This is a genomic window from Serratia marcescens subsp. marcescens ATCC 13880, assembly GCF_017299535.1.
GTDB classification, from domain to species: Bacteria; Pseudomonadota; Gammaproteobacteria; order Enterobacterales; family Enterobacteriaceae; genus Serratia; species Serratia marcescens.
On record NZ_CP071238.1, the window covers coordinates 3,420,981 to 3,441,960 of the forward strand.

Below are 20,980 nucleotides of genomic sequence, written 5' to 3' on the forward strand. Positions count from 1 at the left end.
CAGGTTATGTCATGACACGCCGCAATTTACCCCTCATTCTCTTCTTCAACTTACTGGGCGTTGCGCTGTTTCTGTCCTGGTTCCTGCCGGCCAATCACGGCGGCTGGTTTACCCTGGATTCGGCGATTTTCTTCTTCTTTAACCGCCATCTGGCCACCGACCCGGCGTTTTTACATCTGGTCGCCATCACCAACAACCGCGCGTTCGACGCGATCTCGCTGCTCGCCATGGGGCTGCTGTATCTGTACTTTTATCTGAAGCAGGACGCCGCCGGCCGCCGCCGCCTGGTGATCACCGGCGTGGTGATGCTGCTGACCGCCGTGGTGCTGAACCAGCTTGGCCACCTGCTGCCGGTGAAACATCCAAGCCCCACCCTGACCTTTGACAATATCCATCGCGTCAGCGAGCTGACCGGCATCCCCACCAAGGACGCTTCCGGCGACAGCTTCCCCGGCGATCACGGCATGATGCTGATTATTTTTTCCTGCTTTATGCTGCGCTATTTCGGCCGCGGCGCCTTCGCCGTCGCCCTGCTGATTACGGTGGTCTTCTCATTGCCGCGCGTGATGATTGGCGCCCACTGGTTTACCGATATCGCCGTCGGCTCATTGTCCGTAGTGCTGGTTGGCGCCAGCTGGGTGCTGATAACGCCTTGCAGCGACTGGATCGTCGATCGGTTGAATCGCCTGTTGCCCGGCAAGCACCGCCCCGGCCAACCATAATTTGTGTCTATGACTCATTCCGGGAGGCGCCCGCCTCCCGTCCTCTCCCCCTCGCCGCGCGCAAAAATTTCCCCGCCGTTCGTTAACGCTTTTGCAACCTGATTTCACGCCAGATTCATACATCGGACAATTGGCGTTTTTTATATGAAGATTTACATTATGTTACATCACAAATTCATATAAAAAAGACGGGAAAAAGGCTCGCAATCCCCTATTGGTTCCGGTAATCTCAGATGCGTTTGTGCCTGGTTTAAGTCGAATCAGTATGAAATCCGATAAAAATGTGCGTTCTCGCACGTTTTCAACGGTAACTGGTTGTCGATGCAACAGGTGCGGACTAGGCTCGTTTCGTTTGGCATTTTTCAGGTAGCGACTTTCGTCGTTAAGGACTTCAAGGGAAAACAACAACAATGGTCAAATCTCAACCGTTTCTGAGATATTTTTTGCGGGTAGTCCCTGCAATTGCCGCTGCGGTTATGCTGTCAGCGTGCAGCTCGACTCACACTTCGAACTTGAATAACGCACAAACTGAGATGCGTGCAGTTAATGACAAAGACGGTCTTTTACTGCAAGCCTCTCAGGATGAATTCGAAGCGATGGTCCGCAACGTTGACGTCAAGTCAAAGATTATGGATCAGTACGCGGACTGGAAAGGCGTTCGCTACCGCTTAGGCGGTGACACCAAGCGCGGCATCGATTGCTCGGCGTTTGTACAGCGCACCTTCCGCGAACAGTTCGGCATGGATTTACCGCGTTCAACCTATGAACAGGAAGATCTCGGCAAGAAAATCCAGCGCACCAAGCTGCGCGCCGGCGATTTGGTGCTGTTCCGCGCCGGTTCTACCGGGCGCCATGTCGGCATCTATTTAGGCAACGATCAGTTCGTTCACGCCTCCACCAGCAGTGGGGTCATGATTTCCAAGCTGACCGATAACTATTGGAATAAACGTTATCGAGAAGCGCGCCGGGTGCTGACCAACGGCTGACGGCGCAACGCCCTGAAGATCCTGAATACCAAACGAGCGATAAGCGCCGCCCACGGGCGGCGTTTTTTTTTGGGCTGTCGAACGGGTATCATCAAGATTGATCCCTGCCTTATCGTCACCGTTCCCCACTTAACACTGCCGCACGTCGTTATTTTGATAAACTGTTGGCAGGAAATCGCGCCGTCGAGGAAAAACTCGCCTATTATCGTCAGATGACGGCAACGGCGCCCCGGCGTTATTTAAAACGTTTCCGCTGATATTATGCGCATGATATTTCTGTCGGCGACGCCGCATATTTAAACGGCGCCGCCGGTTGGTACGGGATAAAAAGGCAAAAATGAAAAAAAAGCCGCTGGCACAATCCATTAACTGGCTGCGCGACACGCCTGACGCCCTGTTGCAGAGGGCTCGGTTATGGGCTTGAAAAGAGCTTTCGCCCGCAGCGTGTCTCACCGACAACGCAGCCTGGCTAAAAGCGGTGTCGCCGCCCTGGTATTTTTTACGCTATTCACCGCGGTCACGCTTTCTTTGATCAATCACCAGCGCACGCAATATCAACATAAGGTCGAAGCGCGCACGCAAAAGTTCACGCTGGGTTATATCTCGCATCTGACGGCGGTGATGCGGCAAATGATGCCGCTGCTGGACAAGCCTTGCCTCTCCAGCCAGTCGGACATTACCTACCAGGCGGCCTTTACCAGCGGCGTGCGCACCTTCCTGTTGGTGAAGGACGGCTACGCCTATTGCTCCTCCGCCACGGGCGACATGATGTTGCCGATGAAAAATATCTACCAGGATATCGACTGGGATCTGCCTCTGGATCTCAAGCTGCAGCAGGGTACGCCGATGGTGCCAAACAAACCGGCGGTTGCGATTTGGCTGCGGCATCCCGGCGAAAAGGCCACCGGCATCCTCGCTACGCTGGACATCGATCTGATGCCCTACCTGCTGTTCACCTCGCACGACGAACAGGCGCCGGGCATCGCCATCGTGATGGGCAACCGCGCGCTGACCACTTTCAGCCCGAACCTGATGCCGGTCAATCAGCTGCCGAAGGGCAAGGCGGATACCCTGACGATGCCCAATCTGCCGCTGACCATCCTGTTCTACAACGAGAAACTGACCCCCAACGACATTCGCCTGACGCTGCTGGGCAGCTTGGTGCTGTCATTGATGACCGGCGTACTCTGCTACTACATGCTGCTGCTGCGGCAAAGCCCGGAACGCGCGCTGCTGCGTGGCATCAAGCGCAACGAGTTCTTTATCGAATACCAGCCGGTGTTCCATACCGACAGCAACAGCATCGGCGGGCTGGAAGCGCTGATCCGCTGGCAGCATCCGATCGAGGGCCGTATCCCGCCCGATGTCTTTATCCCCTACGCCGAAAGCAACGGGCTGATCGTGCCGCTTACCCGCCACCTGTTCAGGCTGATCGCCGAAGATGTGCCACAGCTCGCCAAAGCGCTGCCACGGGGAGGTAAAGTTGGCCTCAACATTTCCCCCGCCCACCTCAGCGCGCCGTCGTTCCACCAGGACGTGTATGAACTGTTGACGCAGCTGCCGGGCGATTACTTTACGCTGGTGTTTGAAATCACCGAACGCGGCATGGTGGAAGAAGAGAGCGCGCTGGCGGAGTTTGACTGGCTGCACAAACAGGGCATCGAGATCGCAGTGGACGATTTTGGCACCGGGCACAGCGCGTTGATCTATCTTGAGCGCTTCACCATGGATTATCTGAAGATTGACCGTGGCTTCGTCAACACCATCGGCCAGGATACGGTCACCGCGCCGGTGCTGGATGCGGTGATCTCGCTGGCGAAAAAGCTGAAAATGCTGACGGTGGCCGAGGGCGTGGAAACCGCCGAGCAGATGCAGTTCCTGCAAGAGCACGGCGTCAATTTCATGCAGGGGTACTACTTCAGCAAGCCGCTGAGCATCGATGATTTCGTCGCTTACTGCAATACTCATCAGGTCTTTGATTATCAGGAAAAAAATAGTTAATCTTTAAGCATCTTTACCCTGCGCCCGCCCGAAGAATGTTATGCTGGGCGCAGGCTGTACTTTATTCCACAGCAGGAGCTTACCGTCTGATGTCCGTGCGCATTTTCGCTGCTCTGGTGCTCTCGGCACTGAGCTTCGGTCTGCGGGCCGAAGCCCTCAACGAAAGCTACGCTTTCGCCCTTCTCGGTGAACCGAAATACGCCACCGACTTCAGCCATTTCGACTACGTCAACCCGGCGGCGCCCAAGGGCGGCGACGTGCGGCTGGCGGCCATCGGCACCTACGACAACTTCAACCGCTTCGCTACCCGCGGCGTGCCCGGCGAGCGCACGATGGAGCTGTACGATACGCTGTTCACCAACTCCGACGACGAACCCGGCAGCTATTACCCGCTGATTGCCGAATCGGCCCGTTTCCCGGCCGACATGCGCTGGATGGAATTGGATATCAACGCCCGCGCCCGCTTCCAGGACGGCAGCCCGATCACCGCCGCCGACGTGGCCTTTACCTTCAATAAATTCATGGCCGAAGGCGTACCGCAGTTTCGCTCCTTTTACAAAGGCGTCACGGTCAAGGCCATTTCCCGGCTGACGGTGCGCATCGAGCTGCCTAAGGCGAACCGTGAGCAAATCCTCAGCCTGCTCAGCCTGCGCGTATTGCCGGAAAGCTTCTGGAAAAACCATAAGCTCAACGAACCGCTCAGCACCCCGCCGCTTGCCAGCGGCCCGTATAAAATCGGCGATTACCGCCTCGGCCAGTACATCACCTATCAGCGGGTGCGCGACTACTGGGCCGCCAATCTGCCGGTGAACCGCGGCCGCTACAACTTCGACAGCATTCGTTACGATTATTATCTGGACGATAAAGTGGCGCTGGAAGCCTTCAAGGCCGGCGCTTACGATTTCCGCATCGAGCCGTCGCCCAAAAGCTGGGCCACCCAATATCAGGGCGGCAACTTCGCGCGCAACTACATCATCAAGCAAGACGAGACCAACCAGGCGGCGCAGAATACCCGCTGGCTGGCGTTCAATCTGCAAAAACCGCTGTTCGCCGATCGTCGGGTACGGGAAGCGATCGGCCTGGCTTTCGATTTTAACTGGATGAACAAGGCGCTGTATTACAACGCCTATCAGCGCACCGACAGCTATTTCCAAAACACCGCCTACGCCGCCCGCGGCTACCCGGACGCCGCTGAACTGGCCTTGCTGGCACCGCTCAAGGGCCAGATACCGCCGGAGGTATTTACCAGCATCTACCAACCGCCCTCCTCCGACGGTAGCGGCAACGATCGACAAAACCTGCTGAAGGCGACCCAACTGCTGAAAGAAGCCGGTTGGGTGGTCAAAAATCAAAAGCTGGTCAACGCCAAAACCGGCCAGCCGTTCACCTTTGAACTGATGTTGCTGAGCGGCAGCAACTTCCAGTACGTGCTGCCGTTCCGCCACAACCTGCAACGGTTGGGCATCGATATGCAAATCCGCGAGATTGACGCCTCGCAGTACACCCGCCGCATGCGCGAGCGCGATTTCGACATGATGTCGACGGTGTATATGGCGATGCCGTTCCCCAGCGCCGATCTGCAAATTCTGTGGGATTCGCAGTACATCGATTCCAGCTATAACACCCCCGGCGTCAAAGATCCGGCGGTCGACAGCCTGGTCAGGCAAATCGCCGCCCATCAGGGCGACGAAAAAGCCCTCTTGCCGCTCGGCCGCGCGCTGGACCGGGTGCTGACCTGGAACAACTACATGCTGCCGATGTGGTACTCCAACCACGACCGCTACGCCTATTGGGACAAATTCTCCACGCCGTCGATTCGCCCGGCCTATGCGATCGGCTTCGACAACTGGTGGTACGACGTCAACAAGGCGGCGCGCTTACCGGCTCAGCGGCAATAAGGAGTCGGAATGGCGGCCTATCTGATACGCAGACTGTTATTGGTGATCCCCACGCTGTGGGCGATCATCACCATCAACTTTTTTATCGTGCAAATCGCCCCCGGCGGTCCGGTCGATCAGGCCATCGCCGCCATCGAGCTCGGGCACGGCAGCGGGTTTGGCAGCGGCGGTGTCGGCGAAGGCCTGGGCCACGCCCGGACGGGCATCGCGGCTGGCGACGGCCAATATCGCGGTTCGCGCGGCCTGGATCCGGAGGTGATCGCCGAGATCACCCAACGTTACGGCTTCGACAAACCGCTGCACGAGCGCTACTTCACCATGCTGTGGAACTATATGCGCTTCGACTTCGGCGACAGCCTGTTTCGCGGCGCTTCGGTGATGCAGCTGATCGGCCAGAGCCTGCCGGTCTCCATCACGTTGGGCCTCTGGAGCACGCTGATCATCTATCTGGTGTCGATCCCGCTCGGCATCCGCAAGGCCGTCCACAACGGCAGCGCGTTCGATACCTGGAGCAGCACGCTGATTATCATCGGCTACGCCATTCCGGCTTTTCTGTTCGCCATTCTGATGATCGTGCTGTTCGCCGGCGGCAGCTACCTGGACTGGTTCCCGCTGCGCGGCCTGGTATCGAGCAACTTCGACACCCTCTCATGGCCGGCGAAGATCGCCGACTATCTGTGGCATATCACCCTACCGGTGCTGGCGACGGTGATCGGCGGCTTCGCCACCCTGACCATGCTGACCAAAAACGCGTTCCTCGACGAGATCCGCAAACAGTACGTCACCACCGCCCGCGCCAAAGGGCTGGACGAGAAAAAAATCTTGTACCGCCACGTGTTCCGCAACGCCATGCTGCTGGTGATCGCCGGTTTTCCGGCCACCTTTATCAGCATGTTCTTCACCGGCTCGCTGCTGATTGAGGTGATGTTCTCGCTCAACGGCCTGGGGCTGCTGGGCTACGACGCCACGCTGCAGCGCGACTACCCGGTGATGTTCGGCACGCTGTATATCTTCACCCTGATCGGCCTGCTGTTGAATATCCTCAGCGATATCACCTACACCCTGGTCGATCCGCGCATTGACTTCGAGGCCCGCCAATGAGCCGCCTTAGCCCGATCAACCAGGCGCGCTGGGCGCGTTTTCGCCGCAACCGCCGCGGCTACTGGTCGCTGTGGACCTTTTTGGTGCTGTTCACCCTGAGCCTGGCAGCCGATCTGATCGCCAACGACAAACCGCTGTTGGTGCGTTATGAAGGCCGGTTGTACCTGCCGTTTATGATTAGCTACAGCGAAACCGCCTTCGGCGGCGAACTGAATACCGAAGCCGACTATCAGGATCCGTTCGTGCAGCGGCAGATCGAACGGCACGGCTGGGCGGTCTGGGCGCCGATCCGCTTCAGTTACGACACCATCAACTTCGCCACCGAGGTGCCCTTCCCTTCGCCGCCTTCGCGGCACAACCTGCTGGGCACCGACAGCAACGGCGGCGACGTGCTGGCCCGGGTGCTGTACGGTTTTCGCATTTCGATGCTTTTCGGCCTGGCGCTAACGCTGTTTTCCAGCCTGATCGGCGTGTGCGTCGGCGCGACGCAGGGGTATTACGGCGGGCGTTTCGATCTGTGGGGGCAGCGCTTTATCGAAGTGTGGTCGGGCATGCCGACGCTGTTTCTGATCATTCTGCTGTCGAGCATCGTCCAGCCCAATTTCTGGTGGCTGCTCGGCATCACCATCCTGTTCGGCTGGATGAGCCTGGTGGGCGTGGTGCGCGCCGAATTCCTGCGCACCCGCAATTTTGACTATATCCGCGCCGCGCGCGCCATGGGCGTGCCGGATCGGGTAATCATGTCCCGCCATATGCTGCCCAACGCCATGGTGGCGACGCTGACCTTCCTGCCGTTTATCCTCTGCGGCTCGATCACCACCCTGACGTCGCTCGATTTCCTCGGTTTCGGTCTGCCGATAGGCTCGCCGTCGCTCGGCGAATTGCTGCTGCAAGGCAAAAACAATCTGCAGGCGCCGTGGCTCGGCATCACCGCCTTCCTGGTATTGGCAGTGCTGCTGTCGTTATTAATCTTTATCGGCGAAGCGGTGCGCGACGCCTTTGACCCCAGCAAGGCGCATTGATATGGCCACTCCTTTGCTCGCTATTCAGGATCTCAGCATCGCCTTCCGCCAGGGCGACACCGTCACGCCGGTGGTCAACGAACTCTCGCTGCAAATAGCGCCGGCGGAAACGCTGGCGCTGGTAGGGGAATCCGGCTCCGGCAAAAGCGTCACCGCCCTGTCGATACTGCGTCTGCTGCCCGCGCCGCCGGTGGTTTACCCTGCCGGCGATATTCTGTTCAACGGCGAGTCGTTGTTGCATGCGCCGGAAGCGGCACTGCGCAAGGTGCGCGGCAATCAGATCGCGATGATCTTTCAGGAACCGATGGTGTCGCTCAATCCGCTGCACACCATCGAGAAGCAACTGGCGGAGGTGCTGATGCTGCACCGCGGCCTGCGGCGCGAAGCCGCGCGCGCAGAGATCGTCGAATGCCTGGAGCGCGTCGGCATCCGTCAGGCCAAGAGCCGGCTGCAGGATTACCCGCATCAGCTGTCCGGCGGTGAACGCCAGCGGGTGATGATCGCCATGGCGGTGTTGACCCGCCCGAAACTGCTGATCGCCGACGAGCCCACCACCGCGCTCGACGTGACTATCCAGGCGCAGATCCTGACGCTGCTGCAAGAGCTGAAGCAAGAGATGGGCATGGGGTTGCTGTTTATCACCCATAATCTGAATATCGTGCGCCGCCTGGCGGACAACGTGGCGGTGATGCGCCAGGGGCGCTGCGTAGAGCAAAACGGCCGCGCGCAGCTGTTCAGCCGGCCGCAGCATCCCTACACGCAGCAGCTGCTGGCCACCGAAGACGTCGGTGAGCCGCTGCCGTTGCCTGCCGCGGCCAACGCGCGCTCCGGCGACGAGCGGCCGCTGCTCAAGGTGGAAGATCTGCAGGTGCGCTTCCCCATTCGGCGTGGCCTGCTGCGCCGCACGGTGGATTATCATTATGCATTGAAATCATTGAGTTTCGAGCTGCGCGCCGGGGAAAGCGTGGGGCTGGTGGGAGAATCCGGCTCGGGTAAAAGCACCACCGGGCTTGCGCTATTGCGTCTGCTGGCCTCGCAGGGCGCCATCTGGTTCGACGGCGAACCGCTGCACCCGCTCACGATGAAACAGATGCTGCCCTACCGCAGCCGAATGCAAATCGTCTTCCAGGATCCTTATTCCGCACTGAATCCGCGCCTGAGCGTGCAGCAGATCATCGCCGAGGGGCTGGAGGTGCACCAGCGACTTAGCCCCGAGCAGCGGGAACAACGCGTGATCGCGGTGTTGCGGGAAGTCGGCCTGGATCCGCAGCTTCGCCACCGCTATCCCACCGAGTTCTCCGGCGGCCAACGCCAGCGTATCGCCATCGCGCGCGCGCTGATCCTGCAGCCGCAGCTGCTGATCCTCGACGAGCCGACCTCTTCACTGGATAAATCGGTGCAGGCGCAGATCCTGACGCTGCTGAAATCGCTGCAGCAACGCCATCGGTTGGCATATCTGTTCATCAGCCATGACCTGCAGGTGGTGCGTTCGCTATGTCACCAGGTCATCGTACTGCGACAGGGGGAAGTGGTTGAACAGGGAGACTGCCGGGCGATTTTCGCGGCGCCCGCGGCCGACTATACCCGTCAACTGCTGCAGTTGGCGGATTAGCGGCGAATTCAGAAGGGGTATTGCGCGCTGAGCGGTTCGGCGATCGCGGCGCCGACGTTTTTCAGGCGGCACATGGTGGCGCTCTCGTCGCTGCGCTGCACGAACAGGCAAGGTTCCCCTTCCCATTCGACGATCGCACAGTCGACCTGAATCTCCTGCAACGACAGATTGAGCTGTTGCATGACCTGCCAGGCCTCGGCCCCTTCATGGCTGAGCAACTTCAGCCCAATCAGGTTGTTATCTTCGTCTATTCCGTTAAACGGAATCGGTTCGACCTTCACGCCGGTGAAACCGGATAGCCAACGATAACTTTGCGGCAAGCGATGCACTACCGAAAGTTGGATACTCTCCACATGAAATCCCTAGATTGAAAAGGTGAAACACTTTTACCTGACAGGGTTACTAAGTTATAGCCGTTGACTCCCGACTCTGCCGCGCACAAATGTTATTTAAATGTAAATTTTGCCGCAAGCCATTAACCTGACCCCGTGCTTGCCGATGCCGTGCCACTTTTTGGCGCGCCGTGCGGTGTTATTTCACGGCATTTTGCGACTCAGCTCGCATTTTTGCGTTATATGTAACCCTTTCCCGCAGCGATCTCAACTCTTTTTTCTTGCAATGCGACTACTTTTTCGTCGCCATATTTTTACAATGAAGAAACATCTTACCCATCACGTTAGCGCAGGCACTGTTGCTAATACCTTGATTTACATCAATCCTAATACAAACCCCCGCGCTGCTCAGCCAACAGCGCGCCGCGCTACTCGGGGAATATTGGGCGGCACGCCGGCGGATTTTTTTAACAAAAAGCACACAGATGGGAAAACGGCCAATTAATTAGCTTGCGTATATTTAGCAACAAATTTTTCATTGCCGGTTGCCCCCTGAAATGGCAGGGCGCACCCCCGTGACGATGCGGAGCGACACGCCCCGCATCGGGAGAACATCAGGCTGCGCGATCGCGCGGCCGGCTGGCGTAAACATAGAACAGCACCGCCACGATGCTGCACAGCGCCATCGAGGTGACCATTGGCCAAGCGCTTTTGCCCGGCGCCATCGACAGCACCGCCCCCACCAACGCACCGATGCTGAAGCGCAACGTGCCGGCCAGGGAAGAAGCGGTGCCCGCCATATGCGGAAAATCATCCAGGATCACCGCCATGGCGTTGGAGGAGATCATCGCGATGCACCCCAGATAGACCGCAACGCCGATCACCAGCGCCCAGAATCCCAGGCCCACGGTGCTCACCGCCATCAGCCACAGCCCCATCGCCAGCTGTACCAGCAGCCCCAGCTTGAACATCTTGACCGCGCCGAAGCGCCGCACGTTGCGGCTGTTGATCAGCGTCGTCAGGAACAAGAAGACGATGTTCAGCGCAAAATAGTAACCGAAATGCTGCGGCGAAACGTGGTTCAGTTCGATGTAGACGAACGGCCCGGCGCTGAGGAACGAGAACATGCCCGCAAACGAGAAGGCGCTGGCCAACATATAACTCAGCACCCGCTTATGGCGGAACAGCGAACCGAAGTTGCCCAGCGTGGTGCGCAGGTGGAACCGTTGTCGCCGCTCTTTCGGCAACGTCTCCTTGATGAACAAGGCTACCAGCAGCGAACCGATCAGCGCCGCGGCGCCCATGGTCCAGAAGATGGCGTGCCAGCTGAACCACAGCAACAGCGCGCCGCCGATCATCGGCGCCAGCAGCGGCGCAATGGTCATCACCAGAATGACGAACGACATCATGCGCGAGAACTCATCCTTGGTGAACATATCGCGCATCAGGGCGTTGATCACCACGCTGGCGGCCGCCGCCGCCAAACCATGCAGGAAACGCAGCCCGATCAACTGATCGATAGACTGCGCCATGGCACAGGCGCAGCCGGCGATGGCGAAGATCAGCGTTCCCCACAGGATCACCGGCTTGCGGCCGATGCTGTCCGACATCGGCCCATAGAACAGCTGCCCGAAGGCGAAGCCGAGCATATAGGCGCTGAGCGTCATCTGCACGCTGCCGGACTCGACGCCAAACTGGGCGGCGATCACCGGCATGCTGGGCAGGTACATGTCGATGGCCAACGGCATCAACATGGACAACAGGCCCAGAATGAAAATCAAACCGAGATGAGAGGTTCGGTTCTGTTGCACGTTCCACGACTCCTTAATCGGCCGCAATCAATGATCGGTTATCAGTCCTGCAGGTGCGGCGCGCCCACGCTGGCGATCTCTTCTTCCGTCAATGGGCGGTATTCGCCCGGCGCCAGATCGTCATCCAGCACGATGGCGCCGATGCGCTCGCGGTGCAACGCGATCACCCGGTTGCCGACGGCGGCGAACATCCGCTTCACCTGGTGGTAGCGCCCTTCGCTGATGGTCAGGCGCACCACGTGCTCGTCGACCTGCTCCAGCGTCGCCGGCCGCGTCAGATCTTTCTCGTTGTGCAGTTGCACCCCTTCAGCGAAACGCTGCGCGGTGTCTTCCGCCAACGGGTGCTCCAGCGTGACCAAATAGGTTTTCTCGCAGTGGTGGCGCGGCGACGTGACGCGGTGCGACCATTGACCGTCGTCGGTCATCAGCACCAGCCCGGTGGTGTCGATATCCAGCCGCCCGGCGGCGTGCAGCTTGTACGCGACCGGCTCATCGAGGAAATACAGCACCGTCGGATGATCGGGATCGTCGGTAGAGCAGACGTAGCCCTGCGGTTTGTTGAGCATGAAATAGCGCGGGCCGTTCTGCTGCTGCAGCGGATTGCCGTCGAACGCCACTTCTTGCTCCGGGGTCAGTTTAATCGCCCCGCTCTTCACCACCTCACCGTCCACGGTGACGCGTTTAGCCCGAAGTTCGCGCGCGACCAGCGCACGGCTGATGCCTAACTGCTGAGATAAAAACTTGTCCAATCGCATGGGATCTGCTTTGCCTGTCGTTGTTATGATCGCATTGATCGTATTGCCAAAATATGACGCCCACCGTTGCACCGGGTGCAAATAGCAGGTTCAGGGGGGAAATCGCGTGGGGGAACAGCGATTGCTGTCACACAAGTATAGCGACACTACGCGTTGCCCGACAGAGGTAATTTTCACGCTTCTCGCACCGCGCGCGCGCAGAAGGCATAATAGTAGAAATTTTTCGGCCGCCCGGGGCGTAAAATGTCGCTGTTTCTGTGGGAACGGAGGCGACAAGATCTGTACCCGGCGGCCCATTCCACTCTACGGCGTTCATTTATGGCCTTTACCCTACGCCCCTACCAACTGGAAGCGGTCGAAGCCACCATCAACCATTTCCGGCGGCGTCCCGAACCGGCGCTGATCGTGCTGCCGACCGGCGCCGGCAAAAGCCTGGTGATCGCCGAACTGGCGAAGCGCGCCCGTGGGCGGGTGCTGGTGTTGGCGCACGTCAAGGAACTGGTGGCGCAAAACCACGCCAAATACTGCGCCTACGGCCTGGAGGCGGACATCTTCGCCGCCGGCCTGCAACAAAAAGAAAGCGCCGGCAAGGTGGTGTTCGGCAGCGTGCAGTCGGTGGCGCGCAACCTGCCGCTGTTCGACGGCGCCTTTTCGCTGCTGATCGTCGATGAATGCCACCGCATCAGCGATGACGACGACAGCCAGTACCAACAAATCATCCAGCATTTGCAGAAAACCAACCCGCAGCTGCGGCTGCTGGGGTTGACCGCCACGCCCTATCGTCTGGGCAAGGGCTGGATTTACCAGTATCACTACCACGGTTTCACCCGTGGCGACGGCGCCAGCCTGTTTCGCGACTGCATCTATGAGCTGCCGCTGCGCTATATGATTAAGAACGGCTTCCTGGTGCCGCCTGAGCGGCTGGACATGCCGATTGTGCAGTACGATTTCAGCCGGCTGGAGGCCAGAAGCAACGGCCTGTTCAGCGAAGCGGATCTGAACCGCGAGCTGAAGCGGCAAAACCGCGTCACGCCGCACATCATCAGCCAGATTGTGGAATACGCTGAGGATCGCAAAGGCGTGATGATCTTCGCCGCCACCGTCGAACACGCCCGCGAGATCCACGGCCTGCTGCCGAACGGCGAAGCCGCGCTGGTCAGCGCCGAAACGCCACCCGCCGAGCGCGATGCGCTGATCGAGGCGTTCAAACAGCAGCGGCTGCGCTATCTGGTCAACGTCGCGGTATTGACCACCGGTTTCGACGCGCCGCACGTCGATCTGATCGCGATCCTGCGCCCGACCGAGTCCGTCAGCCTGTATCAGCAGATCGTCGGCCGCGGGCTGCGGCTGGCGCCTGGCAAGGAAGATTGTCTGATCCTCGATTACGCCGGCAACCCGCACGATCTGTTCACGCCGGAGGTCGGCGTCAGCAAGCCGCACGGCGACAGCCAGCCGGTGCAGGTGTTCTGCCCGGCCTGCGGCTTCGCCAATCTGTTCTGGGGCAAGTGCACCGAGAACGGCGACATTATCGAGCACTACGGCCGCCGCTGCCAGGGGTGGCTGGAAGACGACGACTGCCACCGCGAACAGTGCGATTACCGCTTCCGGTTCAAGAGCTGCCCGCACTGCGGCGCGGAGAACGACATCGCCGCACGCCGCTGCCATCAGTGTCAGGAGGTGCTGGTCGATCCCGACGACATGCTGAAGGCGGCGCTGAAGCTGAAAGACGCGCTGGTGCTGCGCTGCGGCGGCATGGAGCTGCAAAGCGGCCGCGATGACAAGGGCGAATGGCTGAAGGCCACCTATTACGACGAGGACGGCACCAGCACCAGCGAGCGTTTCCGCCTGCAGACGCCGGCGCAGCGCAAAGCGTTCGAGATGCTGTTCCTGCGCCCGCACCAGCGCGCACCGGGCGTGCCGTTCGCCTGGCACACCGCCGCCGACGTGCTGGCGCAACAGCAGGCGCTGCGCCATCCGGATTTCGTGGTGGCGCGCAAACGCGGCCAGTTTTGGCAAGTGCGCGAGAAAGTGTTCGATTATCAAGGCCGTTTCCGCCGCGCCAATCAATTGACCTGAGCGAACGGTCCTCAATCTGGACAGGTTTTCGTTGCCCTGCGGGCGGCTTTCCGTTAAAATGCCGCGCGCTTTACCTGGGCCTGCTCGGCGTTAAAGCGGATTTCCGAACTTGCTACTTGGGTCGCCTGTAGCAGGGTAAATTTTCTTTTAAGAGAAAAAACAATGTTCACTATCAATGCAGAAGTACGTAAAGACCAGGGTAAAGGTGCGAGCCGCCGCCTGCGTGCAGCAAACAAATTCCCAGCTATCGTTTACGGTGGCAAAGAAGCTGCAGTTTCCATCGAATTGGACCATGATTCTGTTAAGAACATGGAAGCTAAACCAGAATTCTACAGCGAAGCAGTAACTCTGGTTATCGACGGTAAAGAAACCAAAGTTAAGGTTCAGGCTGTACAGCGTCACCCGTTCAAGCCAAAACTGGCTCACATCGACTTCGTTCGCGTTTAATCGCTACGTTTTCGAACCTTTCGGGACGCCGAAATAAAGAACGCCGCAATTGCGGCGTTTTTTATTGTCTGCGATTCGGCGCGCTTACTTGCCGCTGCCGGTCCGGCGTTGCAGCTGATCGCGCAGGTTCGGCGGCGTGCCTCTGATGGTCAGCGTGTCGGTGGCCGCATCCCAGAAAATGCGCTCGCCCAGCAGCATGGCGTCGAAATTCAGGCTGATGCCGCCGCCGCTGCCGGCAAATTTGGTCAGCTGGCGCAGCGTGCCGCGATCCGCCGGGAAGCTTTCCTCCAACTCATACCCTTGCTCGCTGGAGAACTGCATGAAGTCTTTCTCGCCGACCGGCGACAGCTCCTGCGACAGGGCCTGCAGTTCAATCTCTTCGCCCGCCTGCAGCTGTTCGTTGCAGTAGCTGTACACCTGTTGGCGCACCGACTGGCGCTCGTTCTTGTCCAACTGCGCATCGGCGCAGTAGTCGTCCACCGCCTGCAGCAGCCCGCGGTTTTGCGCCTTGGTGTCCAACCCTTCGGACGCCGCCAGGAAATCCATGAAGAAGTCGGCGACCTTGCGGCCTACGCGCCCGCGCAGGAAGGTCAAATAGCGGGTCGATTCCGGGTTGGTTTCCCATTCGGTCAGATCGATGCGCGCGACGATATCGGCGTTGTTGATGTCCAGATAGTGCGTGGTGTTGATATCCAGTTCTTCGTTGACGCGCATGCTGTTACGGCTGTTCAGCACCGCGATCAGCAAGTACTCCACCGCCAGATAACGGTATTGGCCGAACAGCACCACGCCGCCTTCGGCAAACGGATACTTCGCCAGTTCGTCGCGCAGGCGGCCGGTCGCCGCGCGGCTGAAGGCCAGAAAGTCCTTATCGTCCTTGCGGCAAGTGCGCAGCGCTTCCGCCAGCTCGCTGCCTTCGTTGAACAGGCCCAAGGCCTTGCTCTTGGCGCTGTAGACGCGATGCAGTTCCGTCATCATTTCTTCCACCGCCGCGTTGGTGGGAAGCAAGGTATCGCGCAACACCACGTCCAGCGTTTGCTCGTCGCGTTTCACCAATTGGTGCAGAGCGATCTGGTCGATATCCAGACTCATGATAAATCCTCCTGTTCTTTAGGCGCGTATTCAAACACTGAAGACCCCGCCCTGCAATACTAAAAAGCCGCGGCAAACCGGAAAGGCGCTGCGAGGAGCAGCCCCGCCACGGGCGCCCCCTTCCCCAAATGACAGGAAGTGATAAAAGAGCGGAAAATCACTGCCCTATACGGTAAGATAGGGCACTTTGCAGATTACTAAGCGCAATTTTATGCCACAATCATCCCGTTACAGTGACGAACACGTTGAACAACTGCTCTCAGAGCTGGTCAATGTTCTGGAAAAACACCATACCCCCACCGATCTTTCCCTGATGGTGCTGGGCAACATGGTCACTAATTTGATCAACACCAGCGTTGCCCCCGCGCAGCGGAAAACCCTGGCAAGATCGTTCGCGGAAGCCCTGCAGGCTTCTGTCCGTGAAGATAAAGCACATTAATATTGACTTATGGTGACAAACCGTCAGCGTTATCGTGAAAAAGTCTCCCAGATGATCAGCTGGGGGCACTGGTTCGCCTTATTCAACATCCTGCTCGCCCTTGGGCTGGGCAGCCGCTACCTGTTTGTCACCGACTGGCCCGCATCCCTGCTGGGCCGGGTCTATGCCTTTGTCAGCGTGCTGGGGCATTTCAGCTTTATCGTGTTCGCCGGCTATTTGCTGGTGATCTTCCCGCTCACCTTCGTGGTGATGTCGCAGCGGCTGCTGCGATTTATTTCCGCCGCGCTGGCCACCATCGGGCTCACGCTGTTGCTGGTCGACAGCGAAGTGTTCTCCCATTTCCACCTGCACCTCAATCCGGTGGTGTGGGATCTGGTGGTCAACCCGGATCAAAGCGAACTGTCGCGTGACTGGCAGCTGATGTTTATCTGCGTGCCGGTGATCTTCCTGGTGGAGATGCTGTTCGGCACCTGGAGCTGGCAGAAGCTGCGCAGCCTGAACCGCCGCCGCTTCGGCAAACCGCTGGCGGCGCTGTTTATCAGCGCCTTTTTCGCGTCGCACCTGATTTACATTTGGGCTGACGCCAACTTCTATCGCCCGATCACCATGCAGCGGGCCAACCTGCCGCTCTCGTACCCGATGACCGCGCGCAAGTTCCTCGAAAAACACGGCCTGCTCGACCAGCAAGAGTATGAGCGCCGTCTGGTGCAACAGGGCAACCCGGAAGCGGTGTCGGTGGAGTATCCGCTCAGCGATCTCAGCTACGGCGATCAAGGCAGCGGCTATAACCTGCTGATGATCGTAGTGGACGGCATTCGCGCCAAAGACGTGGCGCAGGACATGCCAACCCTGACCCGCTTCGCCCAGGAAAACGTGCGTTTCAGCGATCATTACAGTTCGGGCAACCATGCCGATACCGGGCTGTTCGGCCTGTTCTACGGCATTTCCCCGACCTATCTGGACAGCGTGCTCGCCGGCCGCAAGCCGTCGGCACTGATCAATGCGCTCGGCGATCGGGGCTACCAGCTGGGGCTGTTCTCCTCCGATGGCTTCAATGCCAGCCTGTACCGCCAGGCCCTGTTGACCGACTTCTCGCTGCCGACGCCGGCGCCGCAAAGCGACGCCCAGACCACCCAGCAATGGCAGCGTTGGCTGGCAGAGCAGGGTAGCAAAGAGCCGTGGTTCTCCTATATCAACTTCAGCGGCGCCGAGCCGACCGAAGGCGACAAAAAACCGGTCCCGGCCGACTTTATTCGGCGCTATCGCGCCGGCGCGCAAGATGTGGATACCCAGATAGCCCAGGTGCTGGACACGCTGAAACAGCGCGGCCTGCTGGATAAAACCGTGGTGGTAATCACCGCCGAGCACGGCGTCGAGTTCAACGACAGCGGCAAAGGCCAATGGGGCGCCGGCACCGCCTTCAACCAGGCGCAGCTACAGGTGCCGTTGGTGATCCACTGGCCGGGCACCCCGGCGCAGACCATCAGCAAGCTGACCGGCCATAACGACGTCATGCGCACCTTGATGCAACGCCTGTTGCACGTGAAAACCGCGCCGAAAGACTATTCGCAAGGCGAGGATCTGTTCACCGCCCAGCGCCGCAACAACTGGATCGCCACCGGCGATGGCAACCAGCTGGTGATAACCACGCCGACACAAACGCTGATGCTGGACAACAGCGGTAACTATCGCGTCTACGATCAGAACGGCGAAGAGATAAAGGACGAGAAACCGCAGCTTGCTCTGCTGTTGCAGGTGTTGACCGATGTAAAACGCTTTATCGCCAACTAACTGCTTAAAACTAAAGCAATCAAGTGGCGAGGCGCTTGCATTAACATCGGGAATCGGTAGTATGATTTTTCATAGCGTCGGCATGTAGCGCAGCCTGGTAGCGCACCGTCATGGGGTGTCGGGGGTCGGAGGTTCGAATCCTCTCATGCCGACCAAATTTAAGAAAACCTGCTGTTACAGCAGGTTTTTTTTCGTCTGCGCGTCGAGAGGATGAGAATCTCCGAAGGAGGTTTGAGCCGAACGAAGTGAGACCACGTTGCTTTAGCAACGGCCCGCAGGGCAAGCATCGAAGACGCGCATAATCCTCTCATGCCGACCAAATTCAAGAAAACCTGCTGTTACAGCAGGTTTTTTTTCGTCTGCACGTCGAGAGGATGAGAGCGCAGCCGCTGCGCCACTGTCTCCCCCAACGATCATTGCGCGCCTCGCGTTAGCGATGGCCTTTCTCCTTACCAGGCTCAGGCTGAAATTTTGTCTTGTTGGTTTTCGGGCGCCGCGGCGATGAACGCCGGGAGCTGAGTACAGGCGTCGTAAACCGCCTTACAGCGCGGATACCCGCTCAGATCGCACCCCATCCGCAGGGCATTCGCCCACTGAGGGATCAAGCAGCAATCCGCCAACGTCGGGGTATCGCCAACGCAGAAGGGGCCTGGCGGCCTCTGGAGCAACAGCTGTTCTACGGCGCTCAGCCCTTGGCGGATCCAGTGCGCATACCAGCGTTTTTTCTCTTCCTCACTCACCTTCAGCTCTTCACTCAGGTAGCGTAACACCCGTAGGTTATTGACCGGGTGAATATCACAGGCAATGACATAGACGATTTCCAGTACCCGGCTGCGCGCCGGATCGGCCGCCGGCAACAGCGGCGACTGAGGGAAATGGCGATCCAGCCAGTCGGTAATCGCCAGCGACTGGCTGAGAGACTCGCCGTCGTCCGTGAGCAGCGTCGGCACCAGCCCGACCGGGTTCATGCGCCGATAAGCCAGCTCATTCTGCTGCCCGATGCGAATATTGACCCCCACCGTCTGGTAATGGAGGCCTTTCAGCGCCAGCGCAATGCGCACGCGGTAGGAGGCTGAGCTATTAAAAAAACTGTACAGCTTCATCATTCACCTCTGAATCGGCCTCAGACAATCTTCACGGCGATAGGGGTTAGCCCCTCGACATTGCCGGTAATCACATCGCCTTTCACCACCGCGCCCACCCCTTCCGGCGTGCCGGTAAAAATCAGATCGCCGGGCTGCAGCTCAAAAAAGCCGGACAGATAGCTGATGGTTTCATTCACCGACCAGATCAGATGGCGGATATCGCTGCGCTGGCGATCGCTGCCGTTGACCTGCAGCCAGATAGGCGCGTTGTTCACGTCTGCGCTGTCGCCGGCTTTATGCAATGGCGCGATGGGCGCAGAAAGATCGAACGACTTGCCGATTTCCCATGGGCGCCCCATCTGACGCATGTCCATCTGCCGATCGCGGCGGGTCATGTCCAGGCCTGTGGCATATCCCCAAATGTATTCATGCGCCTTTTCCAGCGGAATATCGCTCCCCCGTTTACCAATCGCCACCACCAGTTCGATTTCGTAGTGATAGTTGTCGGTTTGCGACGGATACGGCAACGCCAGCGTTTCGCCGGCCGCCACCGGCACCACCGCATCGGCAGGCTTGCAGAAGAAAAACGGCGGCTCACGATCCGGGTCAAAGCCCATTTCGCGGGCATGCGCGGCATAGTTGCGCCCGACGCAGTAGACACGGCGCACGGGAAACTGTTTATCACTCCCCACGACAGGAACCGTCACGGGGGCTTGCGGTGCAAATACGTATTGCGTCATTTTGTCTCTCCCAAATTAATAACGTGCTTCACGGAACAGTCCCAGGGCTTCCTGAACCGGCCGGTCCGAAAAACTGAATAACACGGTGTCTTCGTCCGCCTGGAACGACACGTCGAACCAGGTCGGCGCCACGAAGATATCTTTTGCCGAAAAGTGAAGGGTTTCGTTGCCGATGCTGACCTGACCGCGCCCTTCCACCACGTGATAAATGGTGCTGTCCGTGGTTCGCGCTTTCCGTGAGGAAAAGCCTTTCGGCAGCAGCTGCAGGAAGGCGCCCATCGAGGGCATGGGGTAACCGCCGGTCACCGGGTTGGCGTAGCGCATCTTGTACCCTTCCCATTCGTCGGCGTCCCCCATGCGGGTGAGGTCATGCAGCGCTTCCCGGCTGCGATCGTAGCGGTAGTTGAAAATGGGCGATGAGTTGCCTTTCTGGTGGCGCAGCGGCAGCATATTGGCCGCATAGCGCGGTAAATAATCCCCCTCCTGGCGCGTCACGGGCTGCTGCTCTTGCGGATAGTCTTCCGCGAAACCGCAACCCAGCAGGTTCACCAGCGGCAAATCCAGCCCGTCCAGCCATACCACCGGCTCCTCGCCGGGATTACCGTGATCGTGCCAGCGCCACTGCGGCGTCAAAATGAAGTCGCCTTCATGCATTTGCGTACGTTCACCGTCAACAGCGGTAAATGCCCCTTTCCCTTCGACGATAAACCGCAATGCCGACTGATTATGGCGATGGCTCGGCGCGACTTCGCCCGGCATGATCAACTGCAATCCGGCATACAGCGTCGGGGTGATGGAGGACTGTCCGCGCAGCATCGGGTTTTCCAGCACCAGCACGCGGCGAACCGCCTCTTTGGCGCCAATCAACTCGCCGCTGGCCAGCAGATGCGGGCGAATCGCCTGATAGTTCCAGTAAGCCGGGGCGCAGTTTGCATTCGGCGTCGGCGGCACCAAATGGTGCAGCGACTCCCACAATGGGGTCAGGTTCTGCCCTGAAATATGCCGGTAGAACTGCTGGCGGCTGGGATTAACATCCTGATTGCGTTCAGGCATAGGGATTCTCCTTTTCA

At 59.0% G+C, this 20,980-nt stretch carries 18 protein-coding genes, 1 tRNA gene and 1 other RNA gene; 13 read left to right on the forward strand and 7 right to left on the reverse strand.

What is annotated here, in order from left to right:
* Positions 1-11 precede the first annotated feature (11 nt).
* From J0F90_RS16345 to yejF, 7 genes are all read left to right on the forward strand, one after another.
* Positions 12-722 carry a phosphatase PAP2 family protein gene (locus J0F90_RS16345; protein WP_033639836.1) on the forward strand — a complete coding sequence of 237 codons (711 nt, stop codon included), beginning with the start codon at positions 12-14 and terminating at the stop codon, positions 720-722.
* A gap of 410 nt (positions 723-1,132) precedes the next feature.
* Positions 1,133-1,708, forward strand: a complete 576-nt coding sequence (gene mepS / locus J0F90_RS16350; protein ID WP_025303553.1) for a bifunctional murein DD-endopeptidase/murein LD-carboxypeptidase — start codon at positions 1,133-1,135, stop codon at positions 1,706-1,708.
* A 414-nt stretch (positions 1,709-2,122) separates the two neighbouring features.
* A complete protein-coding gene (locus J0F90_RS16355) occupies positions 2,123-3,709 on the forward strand; it encodes a cyclic di-GMP phosphodiesterase (protein ID WP_033639835.1) in 1,587 nt (528 codons plus the stop codon).
* An 89-nt stretch (positions 3,710-3,798) separates the two neighbouring features.
* Complete coding sequence (locus J0F90_RS16360; RefSeq protein WP_033639834.1) at positions 3,799-5,607, forward strand: extracellular solute-binding protein; 1,809 nt, start codon at positions 3,799-3,801, stop codon at positions 5,605-5,607.
* 9 nt (positions 5,608-5,616) lie between these two features.
* Positions 5,617-6,708: a microcin C ABC transporter permease YejB gene (locus J0F90_RS16365; protein ID WP_016926973.1), complete on the forward strand. Its 1,092-nt coding sequence runs from the start codon at positions 5,617-5,619 to the stop codon at positions 6,706-6,708.
* Entirely contained in the window at positions 6,705-7,730 is a 1,026-nt protein-coding gene (locus J0F90_RS16370) for an ABC transporter permease (protein WP_033639833.1), read from the forward strand. Before J0F90_RS16365 ends, J0F90_RS16370 begins: the two co-directional genes overlap by 4 nt.
* A gap of 1 nt (position 7,731) precedes the next feature.
* Positions 7,732-9,342, forward strand: a complete 1,611-nt coding sequence (gene yejF / locus J0F90_RS16375; RefSeq protein WP_033639832.1) for a microcin C ABC transporter ATP-binding protein YejF — start codon at positions 7,732-7,734, stop codon at positions 9,340-9,342.
* An 8-nt stretch (positions 9,343-9,350) separates the two neighbouring features.
* Here the strand turns inward: yejF and J0F90_RS16380 are convergent, their stop codons facing one another.
* The 3 genes from J0F90_RS16380 to rsuA all read right to left on the reverse strand — a co-directional run bounded on the left by J0F90_RS16380 (position 9,351) and on the right by rsuA (position 12,240).
* On the reverse strand, positions 9,351-9,695 hold the full coding sequence (locus J0F90_RS16380) for a YejG family protein (protein WP_004935763.1): 345 nt from the start codon (positions 9,693-9,695) through the stop codon (positions 9,351-9,353).
* A gap of 593 nt (positions 9,696-10,288) precedes the next feature.
* Positions 10,289-11,485 carry a Bcr/CflA family multidrug efflux MFS transporter gene (locus J0F90_RS16385; protein WP_015378537.1) on the reverse strand — a complete coding sequence of 399 codons (1,197 nt, stop codon included), beginning with the start codon at positions 11,483-11,485 and terminating at the stop codon, positions 10,289-10,291.
* A 41-nt stretch (positions 11,486-11,526) separates the two neighbouring features.
* Positions 11,527-12,240, reverse strand: coding sequence for a 16S rRNA pseudouridine(516) synthase RsuA (gene rsuA, locus J0F90_RS16390; RefSeq protein WP_033639831.1), 714 nt, complete (start codon positions 12,238-12,240; stop codon positions 11,527-11,529).
* Between the two features lie 318 nt (positions 12,241-12,558).
* On the opposite strand from rsuA, the gene radD reads away from it, so the two are divergent.
* A complete protein-coding gene (radD, locus tag J0F90_RS16395; protein WP_033639830.1) occupies positions 12,559-14,316 on the forward strand; it encodes a DNA repair helicase RadD in 1,758 nt (585 codons plus the stop codon).
* A 162-nt stretch (positions 14,317-14,478) separates the two neighbouring features.
* Positions 14,479-14,763, forward strand: coding sequence for a 50S ribosomal protein L25 (rplY, locus tag J0F90_RS16400; protein WP_004935776.1), 285 nt, complete (start codon positions 14,479-14,481; stop codon positions 14,761-14,763).
* An 84-nt stretch (positions 14,764-14,847) separates the two neighbouring features.
* Here rplY and yejK read toward each other — a convergent pair whose 3' ends face one another.
* A complete protein-coding gene (yejK, locus tag J0F90_RS16405; protein WP_004935779.1) occupies positions 14,848-15,855 on the reverse strand; it encodes a nucleoid-associated protein YejK in 1,008 nt (335 codons plus the stop codon).
* 211 nt (positions 15,856-16,066) lie between these two features.
* Here yejK and J0F90_RS16410 point away from each other — a divergent pair, with 211 nt between their 5' ends.
* The 4 genes from J0F90_RS16410 to J0F90_RS16425 all read left to right on the forward strand — a co-directional run bounded on the left by J0F90_RS16410 (position 16,067) and on the right by J0F90_RS16425 (position 18,404).
* A complete protein-coding gene (locus tag J0F90_RS16410; protein WP_004935782.1) occupies positions 16,067-16,294 on the forward strand; it encodes a YejL family protein in 228 nt (75 codons plus the stop codon).
* Positions 16,295-16,303: 9 nt separating this feature from the next.
* Positions 16,304-18,085: an LPS biosynthesis-modulating metalloenzyme YejM gene (gene yejM / locus J0F90_RS16415; protein ID WP_033639829.1), complete on the forward strand. Its 1,782-nt coding sequence runs from the start codon at positions 16,304-16,306 to the stop codon at positions 18,083-18,085.
* A gap of 78 nt (positions 18,086-18,163) precedes the next feature.
* A tRNA-Pro gene (locus J0F90_RS16420) sits at positions 18,164-18,240 on the forward strand.
* Positions 18,241-18,274: 34 nt separating this feature from the next.
* Positions 18,275-18,404: non-coding RNA, RtT sRNA (locus J0F90_RS16425), on the forward strand.
* A gap of 139 nt (positions 18,405-18,543) precedes the next feature.
* Here the strand turns inward: J0F90_RS16425 and maiA are convergent.
* The 3 genes from maiA to gtdA are packed head-to-tail and all read right to left on the reverse strand — an operon-like array spanning position 18,544 to position 20,963.
* Positions 18,544-19,188 carry a maleylacetoacetate isomerase gene (maiA, locus tag J0F90_RS16430; protein ID WP_033641386.1) on the reverse strand — a complete coding sequence of 215 codons (645 nt, stop codon included), beginning with the start codon at positions 19,186-19,188 and terminating at the stop codon, positions 18,544-18,546.
* A gap of 20 nt (positions 19,189-19,208) precedes the next feature.
* Positions 19,209-19,910: a fumarylacetoacetate hydrolase family protein gene (locus J0F90_RS16435; RefSeq protein ID WP_025303616.1), complete on the reverse strand. Its 702-nt coding sequence runs from the start codon at positions 19,908-19,910 to the stop codon at positions 19,209-19,211.
* A 15-nt stretch (positions 19,911-19,925) separates the two neighbouring features.
* Positions 19,926-20,963 carry a gentisate 1,2-dioxygenase gene (gene gtdA, locus J0F90_RS16440; RefSeq protein WP_033639828.1) on the reverse strand — a complete coding sequence of 346 codons (1,038 nt, stop codon included), beginning with the start codon at positions 20,961-20,963 and terminating at the stop codon, positions 19,926-19,928.
* Between the last annotated feature and the right edge of the window lie 17 nt (positions 20,964-20,980).

What these genes read in the sequence shown, in the direction of transcription:
- rsuA (WP_033639831.1), bottom strand. Translation starts at nt 12,240, where the DNA reads ATGCGATTGGACAAGTTTTTATCTCAGCAGTTAGGCATCAGCCGTGCG.
- maiA (WP_033641386.1), bottom strand. Translation starts at nt 19,188, where the DNA reads ATGAAGCTGTACAGTTTTTTTAATAGCTCAGCCTCCTACCGCGTGCGC.
- J0F90_RS16355 (WP_033639835.1), top strand. Translation starts at nt 2,123, where the DNA reads ATGGGCTTGAAAAGAGCTTTCGCCCGCAGCGTGTCTCACCGACAACGC.
- gtdA (WP_033639828.1), bottom strand. Translation starts at nt 20,963, where the DNA reads ATGCCTGAACGCAATCAGGATGTTAATCCCAGCCGCCAGCAGTTCTAC.
- mepS (WP_025303553.1), top strand. Translation starts at nt 1,133, where the DNA reads ATGGTCAAATCTCAACCGTTTCTGAGATATTTTTTGCGGGTAGTCCCT.
- J0F90_RS16365 (WP_016926973.1), top strand. Translation starts at nt 5,617, where the DNA reads ATGGCGGCCTATCTGATACGCAGACTGTTATTGGTGATCCCCACGCTG.
- yejK (WP_004935779.1), bottom strand. Translation starts at nt 15,855, where the DNA reads ATGAGTCTGGATATCGACCAGATCGCTCTGCACCAATTGGTGAAACGC.
- J0F90_RS16410 (WP_004935782.1), top strand. Translation starts at nt 16,067, where the DNA reads ATGCCACAATCATCCCGTTACAGTGACGAACACGTTGAACAACTGCTC.
- J0F90_RS16435 (WP_025303616.1), bottom strand. Translation starts at nt 19,910, where the DNA reads ATGACGCAATACGTATTTGCACCGCAAGCCCCCGTGACGGTTCCTGTC.
- J0F90_RS16370 (WP_033639833.1), top strand. Translation starts at nt 6,705, where the DNA reads ATGAGCCGCCTTAGCCCGATCAACCAGGCGCGCTGGGCGCGTTTTCGC.
- radD (WP_033639830.1), top strand. Translation starts at nt 12,559, where the DNA reads ATGGCCTTTACCCTACGCCCCTACCAACTGGAAGCGGTCGAAGCCACC.
- J0F90_RS16345 (WP_033639836.1), top strand. Translation starts at nt 12, where the DNA reads ATGACACGCCGCAATTTACCCCTCATTCTCTTCTTCAACTTACTGGGC.
- yejF (WP_033639832.1), top strand. Translation starts at nt 7,732, where the DNA reads ATGGCCACTCCTTTGCTCGCTATTCAGGATCTCAGCATCGCCTTCCGC.
- J0F90_RS16360 (WP_033639834.1), top strand. Translation starts at nt 3,799, where the DNA reads ATGTCCGTGCGCATTTTCGCTGCTCTGGTGCTCTCGGCACTGAGCTTC.
- yejM (WP_033639829.1), top strand. Translation starts at nt 16,304, where the DNA reads ATGGTGACAAACCGTCAGCGTTATCGTGAAAAAGTCTCCCAGATGATC.
- rplY (WP_004935776.1), top strand. Translation starts at nt 14,479, where the DNA reads ATGTTCACTATCAATGCAGAAGTACGTAAAGACCAGGGTAAAGGTGCG.